The organism is Winogradskyella sp. (assembly GCF_013042245.1).
GTDB lineage: Bacteria > Bacteroidota > Bacteroidia > Flavobacteriales > Flavobacteriaceae > Winogradskyella.
This window is the reverse complement of the sequence record NZ_JABDQL010000009.1, coordinates 57792-75651: the sequence shown is the minus strand read 5'-3', so window position 1 is coordinate 75651 and position 17860 is coordinate 57792. Positions and strand designations below refer to the sequence as shown.

The window sequence follows — 17860 nt, the reverse complement described above, 5'->3', positions numbered from 1 at the left end:
TTATTGGGTTGGTTGAAGTGTAATTTTGTTTTTATTAAAGTTTTCTTTAGACAGTCTTTTATGCAATTGTATTGGATATATCACATAGTAAAATACAATAAGTGCAAGAGAACCTATTATGATGAGTATAGCAAGCCAATCAGGCATTTCTGTATGTCGCGTAACGAAACCCTCTAAAAAACCAGCAATTATAAAAAACGGAATAGTACTCATTAATATTTTGAGTCCATTTTTAACACCGCGTTTAAAGGATTCTAATCGAGTATAAGTTCCTGTAAATAATAATCCGTTTCCTAAAACTAGTCCAGCACAACCCGCTATTACAATTACTGAAATCTCGATAGTACCATGAATCCATATCGTTCTTGCAGATTCCCAAAGTAAGCCTTGGTCGTAAAAGAAATACTGAAAACTTCCAAGCATAATACCATTACGCAACATGATGTATAAGCTACCTACGCCAAACAATATTCCGTAAGCAAATGCCATGAGTGCTACTTTTATGTTATTGAGAGTAATACCTAAGAACATATGAAATTCGCCTTGCTTTTTGTAAACGGCCATTGGGTCACCTTTTTCAATATTTTCTAACGTCATGTTTACATAACCGTCACTAAGTCCGAAAGTACGAACAAAATCATCATCACTTGCTGTTGAATAGGCGCCAACAAAAACAAAAAAAGCAAAAGTTAAAAACGCAATGAGTAGTTCGCGGTGGTGCTGACGAAACATCAAAGGAAATTCTGTTTTAAAAAACGAAACCAAACGATTTTTAGGCTCTTTTTTTGTCTTATAAATTTGCTGATGTGCTTTAGAAGCTATTTGGTTGAGATAGCTTTCTGTATTGCTATTGGAGTAAAAGGTATTGGCATAACTAAGATGGTCGGTAATTTCAATATATATATCAGAAAGTAAATCTGGGTCTATATTGGTTTTATTTGAAAGAACCCTTTCAAATTCTAACCATTTATCTTTATTTTGCTTCACAAAAGCAGCCTCGCGCATGCAGTGTTTCTTTAGGCTATCAAAGAAAAGAAAATATGAATGAATTTCAAATAGAAACAGCCCAAAATGTAGGCATTAATCAAAACGTCGCACATATAGGTGACCGTATGTTGGCTTATCTTCTGGATAGTGTTATTATTTTGTCTTATACCATAGCAGTTTTCTTACTTTTAGGTGCGTTAAATTTAAACGCCGCAACAAGTTGGGCTATTTATCTTTTAGTATCGCTTCCTGCATTTTTATATTATGTATTACTCGAAACGTTTTGGGATGGTAAAACCGTAGGTAAATTTGTAATGAGAACTCGAGTTGTAAAAATCGATGGCTCAAAACCTAGCTTCGCCAATTATTTTGTGCGTTGGATATTACGTATTGTAGATGTAGTTATAACTTTTGGAGGTTTAGCAACTTTAACTATACTTATAAAAGGAAATGGGCAGCGCTTAGGAGATATCGCAGCAGGAACCACGGTAATTAGCGAGAAAGAAAAAGTGACCATTGAAGATACGGTAATGAAAGATTTGCCGCTAAACTATGTACCCACTTACAGTCAAGTCACTTTGTTAACAGATAAAGATATCCAAACCGTGAATATGTTATACAAAGATGCTGTTTATAAAGGCAACTATAATATTATACTCAATATAAGCACAAGGCTGCAAAAAGTAATGCAAGTCGAAACAAAAGAAACTCCCATAAATTTTATAGCGACTGTGATTAAGGATTATAATTATTATACGCAGTCCATGTAAGCAGAGAACCAAATTTTGAAAAAAATTATGTGAATCACTTATACTGAGCGTAGCTGAAATATCTTCGCAGAGAACCATTCTTATTAATATGATTAAAAACAAAAAGAAATTGTAGATGTTCATACAAACCATAGACATATTAGGAACTATAGCTTTTGCAATCTCTGGTGTATTAGTTGCCATGAATAAAAAGATGGACGCTTTCGGTGTTCTTATAATCGCTTTTGTCACTGCAGTTGGTGGAGGTACCTTGCGCGATGTTCTTATTGGAGCTACACCCGTATTTTGGATGAAGGATATGACCTTTATTGTGGTAATATCTACGGCAACATTATTTGCAGTTGTCTTTAGAAACTATATCAAACATTTACGTAAATCATTGTTTTTATTTGACACAATAGGTATTGGTTTATATACTGTAATAGGTATTGAAAAAGGACTCTCGGCAGATTTACATCCTATAATTTGCATTACTTTAGGAACGATTTCAGCCTGTTTTGGAGGTGTTATTAGGGATATATTATGTAACGAAATTCCTGTAATTTTTAGAAAAGAAGTATACGCTACAGCTTGTATTTTAGGTGGGTTAACCTATTTCTTGATGTTGGAGTTTTTAGAAGATAGAAACTATCTGTTTATAATAGCAGGTATAGTTGTTATAACCGTTAGGCTTTTGGCGGTAATATTTAAAGTGTCATTACCAAGTTTATATGCTAATAAAGGTTAGTAAATGAGCTATTAAATGTCATTAAGTCTACCCCAATTAGAAGGACGAACGACTTCAATTTTTAATCCTATATTTTCGATTATCTCTTCTACTTCATTTAAGTTTTCATTTTTAACAATGATAATGGTGTAACAATCTCCACCAATATCAATATTCCGGAGCTTGAGATTAAATTTTTCTAATTCGTTTTCATATATAGGGAATGCGTCAGGTATTGTCCTATTTTCATCCAAATCATGAATTGAATCAAAAGATTTTTCAATTCCAAAGTTATATTTCAAGCTATTTACTATAAAATGATTTAAGTCTTCTGAAGGTTGTTTCCAATCGAAATAGCCATAAAGGCAAATATTATGATTCCAATTGTGGTTTTGTACTTCTCTACTTAATAGCTCGTTTGTTATAGCCCAATTTTCATAATAATCATTGGCTTTAATTTTAGCATTTATAACTTGAATTATTTCGTTTGACTTCTCTTCATTAATCAATAGATTGATTAAGTCTTTTAAATATTCAATTTGCTGCTCCTTAAATTCAGGTGTAACCTTAGTAATTAATTTTGCTTTCTTTTTATTAGAATATTTTTTGATAATACTATCAATCTTAGCTTGTTTTTTATCTCTTTCTTTCTTCACAAAATAACCAATGACAACAACTACTATAAGTACTCCTAATCTTATCAAAGCTTTATTATCCATTATTCTATAACTTCAATCGTTTTAATATAAACAGGTTTAATAGGCCATTCGCCTTTATCTGTCTCTACGGCATTTATTTTATCTACCACATCCATTCCTTTGATGACCTCACCAAAAACAGTATATTCTCCATCTAAAAATGATGAACCACCTTTTTGGTTAACGATAAAAAACTGATAGGGAGACGCTAATTTATAAGCGTTTTCAATCTCACTACTCGGCATAGAAATAGCACCACGCTTATGGGTATAACCGCGTTTGGTGTCAGGAGGTAATAAGTAACGCCCAATCTTTCTACGGCGTTTGGCAATATCCATTCCGTCACTGCTACCACCTTGAATAATAAAGTTGGGCACCACACGATAAAATTGGGTGTAGTCAAAATACTTTTCCTTGGTTAGAAAGATAAAATTGGCACGGTGAAAAATCGTTTTATCGTATAGGAGAATATCTATATTTCCAAAATCTGTAACAATGCGGACTTTGTCTTCAGTATTTGTTTTTCCGTATTCTCTAAGAAACTCCATAGCGATATCATCTGTTAATCTTGGATATTTGCGCTCTTGTTGCTTTTTCTTTTTCAATTTGGTTTTTATTGCAGTCGTATCTTCGAGGACTTTAGTATTTTGTTTTGAAGTTTGTTTATCTTCACAACTCAATAAAAGACAGATAATAAAGAAAAGCAGAATTCTCATAAATGGATTTTAATACGTTTTTAAAAACAGTTGTAAATATAAAACATCTTCCACTTTTGGGCGAAGAAGCACACGCAAAACTATCGCCACCTTACCGTTTGCAATTAACAGAAAAGTATAAAGAAAAGCGAAAGACAGCGCCAAAAGCAGGAGTAATGGCGCTATTTTATCCTAATTATAAAAATGAAACGCAATTAGTGTTCATTCTGCGAAAAACATATAAAGGCGTTCATTCTGCACAGGTAGGATTCCCAGGCGGAAAAGTAGAACTATCAGATGTAGATTTGAAACATACTGCTTTACGTGAAACCGAAGAAGAAATTGGCGTACCGATGCGAGAAGTAAAGGTTATTAAAACTTTATCACCCTTATACATTCCGCCAAGCAACTTTATGGTACATCCCTTTTTTGGAGTTTCTGAAAAGGAATTGTCATTTATCAAACAAGAGGAAGAAGTTGAAGATATTATAGAAGTTTCAGTTTTAGACATCTTGAACGATAAAAATATTATAAAAACTAAAGTACCAACTAGTTACAATATTGAGGTAGATGTACCTGCATTTTTACTCAATGATTATAAGGTTTGGGGTGCCACGGCAATGATGCTTAGTGAAATTAAAGTATTATTAAAACAGGTCTTCTAAGTAGCTTAATTTATTACATTTGCTATAACGATAATGAGAAATGAAATTTATGGGTTTATTTAAAACCAATCCTTTTGGACACATACTTTGGGTAAAAAAATGGTTGATTAGAATTCTTGGTCTATTTACTCACCGCCGTTTTAGAGGCTTTAATGAATTACAAATTGAAGGTTCTGAAATTATAAAAAACCTACCAGATAATAATGTTCTTTTTATATCTAATCATCAAACCTATTTTGCAGATGTAATTGCAATGTTTCACGTGTTTAATGCTAGTTTAAGCGGACGATTAGATAATATTAAAAACGTAGGTTATCTATGGAATCCAAAACTAAATATGTACTATGTTGCTGCAAAGGAGACTATGAAGTCCGGGTTTCTCCCAAAAGTATTTGCATATACTGGTTCAATAAGTATAGAGAGAACGTGGCGCTCTAAAGGGCAAGATGTAAACCGACAGGTAAAAATGAGTGACATCAGTGCTATAAAAAAGGCTTTGGACGACGGTTGGGTTGTAACGTTTCCTCAAGGGACAACAACACCTTTTAAGCCAATTCGTAAGGGTACAGCTCATATTATTAAACAATACAAACCTATTGTGGTTCCTATCGTTATTGATGGTTTTAGACGTTCGTTTGATAAAAAAGGATTACGAATCAAAAAGAAAAACGTATATCAATCCTTTGAGGTTAAAGAACCTTTAAATATCGATTACGAAAACGAATCTATAGCAGAGATAGTTGATAAAATTGAATACGCTATTGAGCAGCACCCCTCATTTTTAAAAGTTATTCCGCAAGAAGTACTCGAAGAGAAAGAACGCTTAAATAAGGAACTTAGAGATTGGTAAGTCTACTTTGAGCTTTTATAATTTCACTTTTGAAACCTCTATAATCATCAACACTTAGCGCTATACTTTTATAATTTTTCTTTGTCCCGTAAAGACCAACGAGTGTATTAGTTTTATTCAAATGGATAATAGTATTATGACTTTCAAATCCGTCTAGTAAAGATAATTTTCGGAAATTGTCATTATCTATATCCTTTGAAGATAACTCTACAGAAACAATATCTTTTAGTTTTATTTCGGTTTCTGTCATGATACCATAACGCAAATACAACCTATCATTAGTTAAAGCTATTGGGCGTTTTAATATCGATTTCACAAAACCAAATAGTTGTATGCCAGTATATATACTTAAGCCTGTTAATATCCAAGCAATTGTTGTATTCCAGCGTACTAGTAAAAGGTGAACTATAAAGGTTTCTATTGCAATTAAAAACAAAAAAGTGAAGAGAAGCGTTAGACTTCCACTTTCTTTATGATATGAAAACTCATTAGCTTTAAGCTTTCTTTTCTTCCAATAGATAAAACCATAATAGAAGACAGATACTTCGGTTACAAAAGGTATAACAGCAAGTTTTGGTAAATTATCTTGACATGTTTTTTTAAGGATAGTGAAAAAATCAGAATCGCTACTGCTATTAACTTTAAATGCTTTAATGCTTTGTCTAAGCTTATTAATGACATAGCAAAATACAAAAAGTTCAATACCAGGTAGTGCCCAGTTTTTAAATAAGCTTAATAAACTTTGATTATCTTCTGGGATAATATATGTAGCTAAAAGAACACCCAGAATTGTGATAGGTATTACGGTGATTTTAGGAATACTAGTTTTTCGAATTAGTAAAAAATAAAGTAGTGGAATTGTTAGTAAAACATCAATGGTTATTATGGGAGATAACCAATCTATTTCTGTTTTAAAAATTGAAGATGTTCCTAAGATGTAGAGTGATAAGAAGGATAAGGTCACAAAACCAAAAATGGATATTCTTCTTTGTAATGTCATTTAGTTATAATTTAGACTTCTAACTTTTTAAGTTCTTTATAGTTTCTATTCAGCTGTTTCAAAAGTAGACCATAAATTAGCCAGTAAAATAATAGCAGGATTCCTATACTAAAGGCTAAGAGCAGTAAAGTAGCTCCAATAATACTAGCATATAGTTTAAAAATTTCTCCATTTGCAGCTGCAGCATCAATCATGGATTTTGAAGCATCTTCATTTTGAAGCGAAAAGTATACGCCATAAAATGTTGCAATTACTAAAAACCCTAAGTTAAAAATAACGTAAGCCTTTACAGTTTTTCTTGTTTTTAGAATGTTCTTCATTAATTTTCTAGCGCTATCTGTAGTAGAAATATTCTTATAATTCATATAAAATCTATATAGAAAATAGAATAAGACTATGTAACTAACAACAGCTAAAACTATAAAAACATTACTAGATTCTAGACTTTTTATTTCTTCGCCATAACCAAATGCTTTCAATACAAAAGATATCACAAACCAAAATGCAAACTCGATAAGACCAATATAAAAAATCCACTTTACAATGCTCGACGATTTGGCATGAGACATTTTGTATATCTCATCATAAGACAATTCTGGATATTCCGTCCGATTGCTTTGCCAATCTTTTTTTAATAATTCTAATTCATCCATAACCTTACGGATTTAATATTGTTTTTAATTTCTTTTTTACACGGTTCATTTTCACACGTGCATTAACCTCGGTAATACCGAGGGTTGCGCTAATTTCTCTATAATCTTTATCTTCAAGGTATAGTAGTACTAACGCTTTTTCTATATCATTTAACTGATGTACGGCTTGGTACAACAATTTTAATTGTTCTTCCTCAGTGCTATCATATTCTTCAGCTTTTATTTTGAATTGATGAGCATCAAAATCGTAAGTCTTAATACGTCTCTTGGATTTTCTGTAAAGTGTAATAGCCGTATTTAAACCCACACGATACATCCAAGTGCTAAACTTTGAATCACCTCTAAACTTAGGATATGCACGCCATAATTGTATGGTAATTTCCTGAAAAAGGTCATTATGCGCATCCTGATTATTGGTATAAAGTCGACAAACTTTATGCACAATATTCTGGTGTTTTTGAAGCTGATCTACAAAGCCATGTTCAAGTTCTTTGTTCAATAGTTTTTGTTAGTTGATTTAGTTATTCTGTAAGTCCTCAAAGTTATACATATGTTACAGTTTTTTGAATGAAATATATAACTAAATGCAATTCGTCATTAGATTATTACAGTTCGGTAATTTAAAATTTCTAAAACTTATTATAGTCACGAGGTTTGCTTCATCAAAAAAAATTAAAGAATAAACCATCAATCATGAAAATCATCAATCTTATTATTTTGTGCTTAGGTTTCATCAACCAAGCCCAAACCACAATTTCTGGAAAAGTCACAGACACAAAAGGTGTTGCTATCGTAGGTGCTAATATTTACTTAGATGGTACTTACGATGGTGCAACATCAGATGATGAAGGGAAGTTTTCTTTTATATCAGATGAAAAAGGTATTCAATCATTAGTCGTTTCATTTTTATCCTATGAGTCAAAAACTATAACATTAGACATTTCATTGCTTAATAAGCTAGAAGTTAAACTTCGCGAAGATGTCAACTCCTTAGACACTGTAGTCTTATCTGCAGGTACTTTTGAAGCCAATGATAATAGCAAGGTATCTGTTTTAAAACCTTTAGATGTTGTTACTACTGCAAGTGCATTGGGCGATTTTGTTGGCGCGTTGCAAACGCTACCTGGAACTTCTAACAATGCTGAAGACGGACGACTATTTGTTCGTGGAGGTAACGCAGACGAAACTCAAATTTTTATAGATGGCATTCGTGTATTTACACCATACACACCAACAACTAATAATTTGCCAACTCGTGGACGTTACTCACCATTTTTGTTTGATGGTATTACATTCTCTACCGGCGGTTACTCTGCCGAATATGGGCAAGCGTTGTCAAGTGTCTTACTTCTAAATACTATAGATGAGCCAGATCAAGAAAAGACAGATGTAGGTATTATGACTGTTGGTGCATCTTTAGGAAATACCCAAAAATGGGAAAAGTCTTCATTGAGTGTCAATACAAATTACATCAATTTGGCACCATATCTCGCCGTTTACGAAGACAGAAACGACTGGGAGAAGCCTTTTGAAAGTGCACAAGGCGAAGCTGTTTTTAGGCGTAAGTTCACTAATGGGACATTAAAATTCTATGCTGCTTTTGATACCACAAATTTCGAGTTGACTCAAGATGATATTAATGAGGCAGACGGTTTGCAGTTCAAACTAAATAACAAAAATTTTTACGCTAATACCTCTTATAAAGGTATTTTAAATGATAATTGGAGTTTAGTTACTGGTTTAAGTTACACACACGCAAATAATAAAATAGCTATTGAGCTTAATAATATAACGGATACAGAAAACTCTATTCATGCTAAGCTGAAATTAAAAAAAAGATTCAATAGCAGATTTAAACTTAATTTTGGGATAGAACAGTTTTTAACCGATTTTAATGAAGATTTTTCAAATCAATCAATAGATGCTTCCTACGGATTTAACAATAATATAACATCGAGTTTTGGGGAGGCTGATATTGTATTTTCAAAAAATTTAGCTTTAAAGATAGGTGTTCGTTCAGATTATAGCTCAATCTTCAAAAGTTTTAATATTGCACCTCGAACGGCGATGGCTTATAAAGTGTCAAAAAATTCACAAGTATCTTTGGCTTATGGTAATTTTTATCAAAACCCGAGTGCAGGGACTTTAAAGTTTGAACAAGATTTAGAAACCCAAAAAACAACTCATTATATTTTTAACTATCAGTATGTTAATACTGGTCGTATTTTTAGAGCCGAATTATATCGAAAAGATTATAATAACTTAGTAAAGTTTGACACACAGTTTGAGAGCTTTGATAGTGATTTCAATTTGGATGGAAACGCTTATGCACAAGGCTTAGATGTGTTTTGGAGAGATAACACAAGTGTGAAGAATTTAGATTATTGGGTAAGTTATTCACTTTTAGACACCCAACGCAATGATAGAAATTTCCCAACTGCAGCACAGCCTAACTTTGCATCAAAACATAATTTTTCAATTGTTGGAAAATATTGGGTAGAAAATCTTAAAAGTCAGATAGGGTTTGATTACGTGCATGCCTCAGGAAGACCATATACAGACCCAAATACAAATAGATTTTTAGGAGAACGCACAAAAAGTTTTAATAACGTAAGCTTTAATTGGGCTTATTTAATTAATCAACAAAAGATTTTATACTTATCTATAAATAATATTTTTGGTTTCCGAAACATTAATGGCTATCAATATACTAATACATCTAATATAGATGGAAATTTTAGTAGACGTGCCTTAACCCCAGCAGCAGACCAATTTTTCTTCGTCGGTTTCTTTTGGACAATTAGTGAGAAAGGCACAGATAATCAGTTAGATAATCTGTAAAATACAACTACATTTTTCTTTTTAGTATGACAAATGTCATATGCTTTCTGTCTTAAAGTGTGTAGCTTTATACTATAAAATTTTAGAAATCATGGAAGTAAAAAAGAACCCAAGTGCAGATGTAGGAAGAAACAGCAGCTTATTTTTTGCTGTAGGCCTAAACATAATGTTATTATTAACCTATTTTGGTTTTGAGTACAAAACCTATGATAAAACGTTGACCGAGGCAGATATGTTAATGCTTAGCGAGCAGTTAGAAGAAGATATTCCTATTACAAATATTGAAATTACACCACCGCCTCCACCACCAAAACCAGTTGTAACAGAAGCAATTCGTGTTGTAGAAGATGTAGAAGATGTAGAAGAAACAGTTGTTGAGAGTACAGAAATAGGGCAAGATGATGTTATAGAACCTGTAGTGGAAGTTTCTGATATTGTTGTAGAAGAAGTAGAGGAAGATATTGAAGTGGCGTTTGCTGTAATAGAACGTGTACCAACTTTTCCAGGATGTAAAGGAAATAATGACCAGCTACGAGCCTGTTTTCAACGAAAAATTACGGAGCATTTACAAAAGAATTTTGAATATCCAGAAGTAGCTCAAGAGCTAAGAATTACAGGTAAAGTATTTGTATTCTTCCTAATCGATAAGAATGGTAATGTTACTAGAATTAAAAGTAGAGGTCCTGATAAGATGTTAGAAACTGAAGCAGAGCGTATCATTAGTATATTACCAAAGATGATACCTGGTAAACAAAGAGATAGAAATGTTGGAGTTCCTTATAGTATTCCTATAAACTTTCAAATTCAAAAATAACTAAATATATAGTTTAGTTTTAATATTAAAATCCCGTTAATCTTGACCAAAGAGTGGTTTTTACTTCCACTTAAAGGTTGCAACCGCACTCGGTTAGGTTGAGATTAGTGGGATTTTTTATGCGTCTTAATTATTTCCACTTAATATTACACCCCATGCTTGGTTTTTGGTTTGGGTTTATCTCATTTCCGCTAACTAAAGCATTAATAGCCTTTCTTAAATCTTTACCAGTTACAGGAATTCCATTTCCAGGTCTGGAATCATCTAACTGACCGGTATATACAAGCTTTAATTTTTTATTAAATAAAAAGAAATCAGGTGTACAAGCTGCATCGTAGGCTCTTGCAATATCTTGAGTTTGGTCGTATAAATATGGAAAAATATAGCCATTATTTATTGCGTGTTCTTTCATCTTTTCAGGCCCATCTTGGGGATAATTTTCAACATCATTACTAGAAATAGCAATTAGATTGATACCTTTAGATTTATAGTCTTTTGCTAATTGTACCAATTGTTCATTAACATGAACTACAAAAGGGCAGTGGTTACAAATAAACATTACCAATGTTCCTGTTGTTCCTTTTAATTCGTTTAGCGATTTTTGAGTGTCGTCTATTGTGTCAACTAATTTAAAATCTGGTGCTGTTGTATCAAGTGGCAACATATTTGAAGGTGTTAATGCCATAATTTTTGTAGTTTTAATTTATGAATAAGATAATAACATTCGAAGACTTTACAAAAATAGATTTACGAGTTGGCACAATTATCGAGGTCAACGATTTCCCTGAAGCCAGAAAACCAGCTTATCAATTGATAATTGATTTTGGCGATTTAGGAATCAAGAAATCTTCTGCTCAAATTACTACACTTTATCAAAAAGAAGATTTGCTTAATAGGCAAATTGTTGCAGTAGTAAACTTCCCGAAAAAGCAGATAGTCAAGTTTATGAGCGAATGTCTAGTTATGGGTGCTGTTGTTAATGAGAATGACGTTATTCTTTTGAAGCCAGAGATTAAGGTTAAGAATGGAAGTGTAATAAACTAATTGACTTCAGACTTTAATCTATAAATCCTCTCTAAAAAATATTGCATTCATCAATAAACGATTTGTACCATACCAAAAGGCTCTAAAGTTGGTATTATCTGTAAAAGCCACAATGTTACCACGACCGTAATTACCAATTTTAAGCGGAACAGTTTTAGAAATACTATCCAAGTTTTGTTTTGAGATATAACCACTTAATAGTGGGTTTTCGGTATATTGAATAGGATTGTTATAGCTGTTTTTGTCTGGCTTTACAAATAATGTAGTGTTTCTGAACATTGGTACTGTATTGTTCTTGTAGCCAAAATTAACCGGGTGAGAACGGTCGAGTTCAGCTTCAAAAATAGCACCACCGATAACTTGCGCACCTCTAAAATCACTGGCTTGTTCTCTAGAAATATTTTTCGCTACAATTTTAGGTTTTTTGAACTCGATTTTAAGTAGTTTCTTACTGTTAATGTAATTTAGTGCACGACGATAACCAATCAATGTTCCACCACTTTTAATCCATGATTGTAGTTTTTTTGTATTGCCTTCATTTAGACCAGAGCCATTGACCATGATTATAGTGTTATAACGATTGATATCTGCTCTTGAAAAGTTTTTGGTATCTAATTTAGTCACAGGAATATTGTAGCGCGTATCTAATAAATGCCAGATTTCACCTGCGTCGTAAGACGTCATCCCATCACCAACTAATAGTGCAATTTTTGGTATTTCTAAAGGCCTAAAATTATTGCTACCTAAGTCAATACCATCATTTAAACCTGTAGAAACAGCATCAAGGTTTAAGTGGCTTTCTTTCGCTAAGGTGTTTAATGTGGTATGTAATTCTGCTTCAGATAGTTTTTCGTTTTGCGAAGGAATCATTAATGTTCCGTAATCGTAAGACTTTCCATTGGCCTTAAATTGCTTTTGACTCACTTTTGCTCTGATGCCTTTTTCTAATAAAGCATACAAGAATTTTGGGGTGTAATATTCGTGCCATTCTGTAAGATAGGCGTAGTTACTTTTGGAGTTTGCGCCTCCACTTTTAAATTTTAAATCTGTAACAATAGCACCTGCTTTACCAGTTGAGGTTTTAGCATAATCTAAATTAAATGCCAAAGGAAAAGACCATGCCGAGATATCATAAAATAGACTATCTTGAAAGGTTGTTCGCCTTTCAAACATAGCATTAATCAAACGTGTGTTATTCTGATTTTTGGGCACAATATAGCTGTATCCTTTTTTGAAACGTTTACCATCAACTTCAAAATCGTTTTCTATCTCATGAAACTTGATTTTATGTCTATTCAAAATTTCGGCCATATGATAAGTTCTTGCCGCATCTTTTTCATCACCAAATACAATGGCTTTATTACCTTCTTTTTTTGCTTCATTTCTAGCATTTTCAAAGAAGTTTGCTTGGTAAGTCAAAATATCAGAACGCATTTTGTTTGCTGCTTCAAGAGTAGATAGCGCTGCGGTAAATTGATTTCTTATCGTAAAAGGAAAGGTTATGAGTCCATTAACGCTTTCTTGTACATGTCCACGTGAACTTGCTTGCTCAAACAATATCCCAATACCACCATTAATATCAGGAAAAGTAGATCCTTTTCCGTAGTAGAAGTCATCAAAACTTTCTTCTGAATAATACAAAGAACCAATTTTATCTAATGCCTTGGCGTGGTAAGTCGCTATTTGTTTTGTTAATTCTTGATTTAATTTTGGAGTTAACGGATGTGTTCTTGACGGAATTCCAGGCTGAAAGAAAAAACTAGAATTTGTTCCCATCTCGTGGTGGTCCGTTAAAATATTTGGCATCCAATCGTGAAATGTCTTAATACGCGCTCTAGATTCTGGTAATTGTACAGGTAGCCAATCTCGGTTCATATCAAACCAGTAGTGGTTTGTTCGCCCGCCTGGCCAAACTTCACTGTATTCTCTATCATTTGGGTCAGGATTAAGATTTTGACTTCTATTGGTATTTGCCCAATACGCGAAACGTTGTAAGCCATCAGGATTAAAAGATGGATCAAAAAGAATAACAGTATTGTCTAGTAAGTCATCAATTTTAGGACCTTGAGCGGCAGCTAAATAATAAGCTACTGCTAATGAAGCGTTTGAGCCACTAGGCTCGTTACCATGTATAGAAAATCCTTGATAGACGATTATTGGGCGGTCTGTGGAAGCGTTATCTTTTTTAGTAGCATTGACGTGGGCATTTTTAATAGCGTCGATTTTGTTGTGGTTTTTTGGAGCGGTTATGGTTAACAATAATAGTGGTCTATCTTCAAAGGTTTTACCTCTATTTTCGATTGTTATTCTATCAGATGCTTTTGCCAAAGTATACATATATTGCACAAGCTTGTCGTGAGTTATATGCCATTCACCAACTTCGTGACCAACAACGCTTTTAGGTGTTGGGATTTCAGAATTATATTTTACGTCTTGCGGGAGATAATACGATAAGTCAACTTTATCCTGGCTAAATATTGTTGTAGAAAGAGCTGTGAACACAAATAATAGAATAAAGCGCATGGGTGTTGGTTTGGTTAGTTGTTTATAAAGATATAAAAATAAAAAAACCGTTACTGTTGTAACGGTTTTTAGTATTATTTAACAAGATTGTTTCTAAATGTCATCGAAGCTGATGTCTGTAAAACTATCTGTAGAGGTATCGGTATCTTCTTGTGTTTTAGCTTCTTGTGCTACAAAATCGTTGTCTTCGCGTTTGTAATCTTTTTGATGACGCTCACTAATAACCTCAGTACCTTTTTCATTAATGATATAATCGGTCATTTCACCCAAAATCTCTCTAAATTCAGAAAAGTCTTCTTTGTATAAATAGATTTTATGCTTCTTATAGTGAAAAGAGCCGTCGTCATTTGTGAATTTTTTACTCTCAGTAATTGTTAAGTAATAATCACCAGCTTTAGTAGCACGTACATCAAAGAAATAAGTTCTTCTTCCAGCTCTTAAAACTTTTGAATATATATCTTCTTTATCCATCATTTCGTAATTGCCCATAATTCAGGTATCAATTTTTAATTTCCTTTCAAAAGTCTAAAAAAAAAGTAAAGTAACCAACAAATAATTACATTTCTTTTTCAGAGCGTTGTTTGAGGTATAAATCCCTGTAGTAACCGTCTATTTCTTTTAAGGTTTTGTGCGTTCCGGACTGAATTATTTTACCATCATCTAGCACAATAATTTTATCTGCATTTTTTGCCGAAGAAATTCTGTGACTTACAATAATGGTAGTTTTATCCTTAGAAATACCTTGTAAATTCTTTAAGATTTTTTCTTCAGTTTCGGTGTCAACAGCAGAAAGGCAATCGTCAAGAAGTAATATTTCTGGAGATTTTATAATAGCTCTAGCTATAGATACACGCTGTTTTTGTCCTCCAGAAAGCGTAATACCTCTTTCGCCTAAAACAGTTTCGTAACCGTTTTTAAAACCAATAATATTTTTATGAACCATGGCATTCTTAGCTGCTTCAATCACTTCTTCATCTGAAGCATCTTCTTTTCCAAACTTAATATTATTCTTTATGGAGTCTGAAAATAAGAAGGCATCTTGCGGTACATAGCCTATACTCTTTCTTAAGCTATAAAGATTTAGTGTACTAATTTCTTTACCATCAATTTGGATAGTCCCATTTTCTGTATCGTATAGTCTTCCAATAAGGTCAAGAATGGTTGATTTGCCTGAGCCAGTCATTCCTAAGATGGCTAATTTTTCGCCAGATTCTAAATCAAAACTAACGTCTTTTAGGGCTGTAATATTGGTGTCAGGATAAGTAAAGCTTACGTTTTTAAATGAAATCGTACCATCAATTTCAGAAAGTGTATTTACACTATTTTTTATTTCAGGTTGTTGGTCTAAAAACTCATTGACACGCTTTTGAGATGCTTCAGCTTGCTGAACAATAGAGGTTACCCAGCCGACAGTTGCTACTGGCCAAGTCAACATATTAATGTAAATTATAAACTCAGCTATGGTACCAATATTTTCAATTTCACCATCAATATATTGTTTTCCACCAATAAATATGACGAGCAAGTTACTAACGCCAATTAACAAAATCATCAATGGAAAAAACAAGGCTTGTACTTTTGATAAATCTATTTGCTTTTGTCTATTTTCGGTCGATAGTTCTTCAAAATCAGTGTTTACGGTCTTTTCAATCGTGTAGGATTTAATTACTGAGATACCACTAAATTGTTCTTGCGTAAAAGAAGATAAACCCGAAAGCGACTCCTGAACGACTTTACTCCTGTAATTAATAAGTCTACTTAATTTATATATAACAAAAGATAATATAGGAAGCGGTAGCATAGTATACATGGTTAGCTTCGGTGCTGTACTTATCATTTGTGTTAGTGCTACTGTAAATAATGTAATGGTATTTATGGTATACATGATTGCTGGTCCAGCGTACATTCGTACTTTTCCAACATCTTCACTAATACGATTCATCAAATCTCCAGTGCGATTGGCTTTGTAGAAGCTTAAGGATAAGACTTGATAGTGTTTGTATATTTCATTTTTTAAATCAAATTCAATATAACGTGAAACATTGATAATGGTTTGACGCATTAAGAAGGTAAACAGTCCTGCCACTAAAGCTGCACCTAAAATATAGAGTACGGTTATGAGCAAATCAGCTTTGGCAACTTCATAAGTGATAGTTCCTTCTACATACTTTTCAATAATATTTATGGATTTACCAATTAAACGTGGTGTAAAAAGCGCAAAAATCTTAGCTATAATTGTTATAAGAATACCAACGATAAGTCTATATCGGTATTTATAAAAATATTTATTGAGGTGTTTTAAGGCTTTCATTGAAAGTAAAAGAATACAAAGCTATTGTTACAATCGCATTTATGAGTTAATATTTTGCTAATGCTTTAATAATGATTTATTTTTGCAAGCTGTTTTTAAATAAAACGCAACGACACTAAATCATAATAAATAATGACAACAGACGTTTTAGACGCTAAAGACCTAAAAAAAGCTGACCCAGTTTTTGGTCAATTATCATTTGATGAACACGAGCAAATCGTTTTTTGCAATGACAAAGATACTGGTTTAAAAGCAATAATCGGGATACATAATACAGTTTTAGGACCAGCACTTGGTGGTACTCGAATGTGGCAATATAATAGCGAGTGGGAAGCGTTGAATGATGTTTTGCGTTTGTCTAGAGGTATGACTTTTAAGTCTGCTATTACAGGATTAAACCTTGGTGGTGGTAAAGCCGTAATTATCGGAGATGCAAAGACTCAAAAAACACCAGAATTAATGCGTCGTTTTGGAGAATTTATTCATTCTTTAAGCGGGAAATATATCACTGCCGAAGATGTTGGTATGGCAACCGACGATATGGATACTGTAAGAGAAGTTACACCTTTTGTTACTGGAATTTCTGAAAGCAAAGGTGGTGCCGGTAATCCTTCTCCTATAACTGCCTATGGTGTTTTTATGGGCATGAAAGCAGCAGCAAAGTTTAAGTATGGTTCAGATATTTTAGAAGACAAAAATATTTTTGTTCAAGGTATTGGTAATGTAGGTGAAGCTTTAGTAGAACATTTAGTAAATGAAGGTGCAAAAGTTACTATTGCAGATATTAGCCAAGAACGTTTAGAGGAGGTTAAATCTAAATATGGTGTAACTATTTACGGCGGAAGTGATATTTATGCAGAAGATATGGATATTTATGCACCATGTGCACTCGGCGCAACTGTCAATGATGAGACAATTAATAAATTAAGAGCAGATATTATTGCAGGAGCAGCAAACAATCAGTTGGCTGATGAATTTAAGCATGGTAGATTGTTACAAGATAATGGTATTGTATATGCACCAGATTTTTTAATTAATGCAGGTGGAATTATCAACGTATATGCTGAATTAGAAAACTATGACCGAGCAGAAATAATGCGTAAAACCGAAAACATTTACAATACAACCTTAGAAATTCTAGACAACGCTAAAGTGAACAACTTAACAACTCACAATGCAGCGCTAAACATTGCAAAAGAACGTATTGAAACAAGACGAATAGAAAACGCAAAATAATTTTTTAGAATAGTAAGAAATGCTATTTTTGCAGGGTGAAACTCAACAAAGTCTCACCCTTTTTAAT

General features: G+C 33.0%; 18 protein-coding genes. 8 read left to right on the top strand and 10 right to left on the bottom strand.

All coding sequences use genetic code 11. The annotated features are described in order from the left end of the window. Positions 1–1005 (bottom strand): stage II sporulation protein M, encoded by a 1005-nt coding sequence (locus tag HKP48_RS00695; protein WP_296341782.1) that lies wholly within the window; start codon positions 1003–1005, stop codon positions 1–3. Positions 1006–1040: 35 nt separating this feature from the next. Here HKP48_RS00695 and HKP48_RS00690 point away from each other — a divergent pair, with 35 nt between their 5' ends. Then, positions 1041–1757 (top strand): RDD family protein, encoded by a 717-nt coding sequence (locus tag HKP48_RS00690; RefSeq protein WP_296341780.1) that lies wholly within the window; start codon positions 1041–1043, stop codon positions 1755–1757. Between the two features lie 115 nt (positions 1758–1872). Beyond that, complete coding sequence (locus tag HKP48_RS00685) at positions 1873–2484, top strand: trimeric intracellular cation channel family protein (protein ID WP_296341777.1); 612 nt, start codon at positions 1873–1875, stop codon at positions 2482–2484. Positions 2485–2495: 11 nt separating this feature from the next. On the opposite strand, the gene HKP48_RS00680 is transcribed toward HKP48_RS00685, so the two are convergent. Further along, complete coding sequence (locus HKP48_RS00680; RefSeq protein WP_296341775.1) at positions 2496–3182, bottom strand: hypothetical protein; 687 nt, start codon at positions 3180–3182, stop codon at positions 2496–2498. Further along, on the bottom strand, positions 3182–3841 hold the full coding sequence (locus HKP48_RS00675) for a peptidylprolyl isomerase (RefSeq protein ID WP_363928572.1): 660 nt from the start codon (positions 3839–3841) through the stop codon (positions 3182–3184). Before HKP48_RS00675 ends, HKP48_RS00680 begins: the two co-directional genes overlap by 1 nt. Before the next feature lie 38 nt (positions 3842–3879). Between HKP48_RS00675 and HKP48_RS00670 the strand changes: the two genes are divergently transcribed. Together HKP48_RS00670 and HKP48_RS00665 are read left to right on the top strand one after the other, a co-directional pair. Further along, the gene (locus HKP48_RS00670) at positions 3880–4521 is read left to right on the top strand and encodes a CoA pyrophosphatase (protein WP_296341771.1); all 642 of its coding nucleotides are present in this window, start codon (positions 3880–3882) and stop codon (positions 4519–4521) included. A gap of 49 nt (positions 4522–4570) precedes the next feature. Continuing rightward, on the top strand, positions 4571–5371 hold the full coding sequence (locus HKP48_RS00665) for a lysophospholipid acyltransferase family protein (RefSeq protein ID WP_296341769.1): 801 nt from the start codon (positions 4571–4573) through the stop codon (positions 5369–5371). Here the strand turns inward: HKP48_RS00665 and HKP48_RS00660 are convergent. Genes HKP48_RS00660 through HKP48_RS00650 form a run of 3 tightly spaced genes read right to left on the bottom strand, consistent with a single transcriptional unit; the run spans position 5358 to position 7523 of the window. After that, complete coding sequence (locus HKP48_RS00660) at positions 5358–6371, bottom strand: hypothetical protein (RefSeq protein ID WP_296341767.1); 1014 nt, start codon at positions 6369–6371, stop codon at positions 5358–5360. The genes HKP48_RS00665 and HKP48_RS00660 overlap by 14 nt on opposite strands. An 11-nt stretch (positions 6372–6382) precedes the next feature. Further along, positions 6383–7024, bottom strand: a complete 642-nt coding sequence (locus HKP48_RS00655) for a hypothetical protein (protein ID WP_296341765.1) — start codon at positions 7022–7024, stop codon at positions 6383–6385. Positions 7025–7028: 4 nt separating this feature from the next. After that, the gene (locus tag HKP48_RS00650; RefSeq protein ID WP_296341763.1) at positions 7029–7523 is read right to left on the bottom strand and encodes a sigma-70 family RNA polymerase sigma factor; all 495 of its coding nucleotides are present in this window, start codon (positions 7521–7523) and stop codon (positions 7029–7031) included. A 194-nt stretch (positions 7524–7717) separates the two neighbouring features. Here HKP48_RS00650 and HKP48_RS00645 point away from each other — a divergent pair, with 194 nt between their 5' ends. Together HKP48_RS00645 and HKP48_RS00640 are read left to right on the top strand one after the other, a co-directional pair. Continuing rightward, a complete protein-coding gene (locus HKP48_RS00645) occupies positions 7718–9865 on the top strand; it encodes a TonB-dependent receptor (protein ID WP_296341761.1) in 2148 nt (715 codons plus the stop codon). A gap of 91 nt (positions 9866–9956) precedes the next feature. Next, complete coding sequence (locus tag HKP48_RS00640) at positions 9957–10679, top strand: energy transducer TonB (RefSeq protein ID WP_296341758.1); 723 nt, start codon at positions 9957–9959, stop codon at positions 10677–10679. A 130-nt stretch (positions 10680–10809) separates the two neighbouring features. On the opposite strand, the gene HKP48_RS00635 is transcribed toward HKP48_RS00640, so the two are convergent. After that, positions 10810–11364 (bottom strand): thioredoxin family protein, encoded by a 555-nt coding sequence (locus HKP48_RS00635; RefSeq protein WP_296341755.1) that lies wholly within the window; start codon positions 11362–11364, stop codon positions 10810–10812. Positions 11365–11384: 20 nt separating this feature from the next. Here HKP48_RS00635 and HKP48_RS00630 point away from each other — a divergent pair, with 20 nt between their 5' ends. Then, complete coding sequence (locus tag HKP48_RS00630) at positions 11385–11723, top strand: tRNA-binding protein (protein WP_296341752.1); 339 nt, start codon at positions 11385–11387, stop codon at positions 11721–11723. An 18-nt stretch (positions 11724–11741) separates the two neighbouring features. On the opposite strand, the gene HKP48_RS00625 is transcribed toward HKP48_RS00630, so the two are convergent. The 3 genes from HKP48_RS00625 to HKP48_RS00615 all read right to left on the bottom strand — a co-directional run bounded on the left by HKP48_RS00625 (position 11742) and on the right by HKP48_RS00615 (position 16557). Continuing rightward, complete coding sequence (locus HKP48_RS00625; RefSeq protein ID WP_296341751.1) at positions 11742–14246, bottom strand: M14 family metallopeptidase; 2505 nt, start codon at positions 14244–14246, stop codon at positions 11742–11744. A 93-nt stretch (positions 14247–14339) separates the two neighbouring features. Next, entirely contained in the window at positions 14340–14735 is a 396-nt protein-coding gene (locus HKP48_RS00620) for a PUR family DNA/RNA-binding protein (protein WP_296341749.1), read from the bottom strand. A 67-nt stretch (positions 14736–14802) separates the two neighbouring features. Beyond that, the gene (locus HKP48_RS00615) at positions 14803–16557 is read right to left on the bottom strand and encodes an ABC transporter ATP-binding protein (protein ID WP_296341747.1); all 1755 of its coding nucleotides are present in this window, start codon (positions 16555–16557) and stop codon (positions 14803–14805) included. Between the two features lie 132 nt (positions 16558–16689). On the opposite strand from HKP48_RS00615, the gene HKP48_RS00610 reads away from it, so the two are divergent. Next, the gene (locus HKP48_RS00610; protein WP_296341745.1) at positions 16690–17793 is read left to right on the top strand and encodes a Glu/Leu/Phe/Val dehydrogenase; all 1104 of its coding nucleotides are present in this window, start codon (positions 16690–16692) and stop codon (positions 17791–17793) included. The last annotated feature ends 67 nt before the right edge of the window (positions 17794–17860 follow it).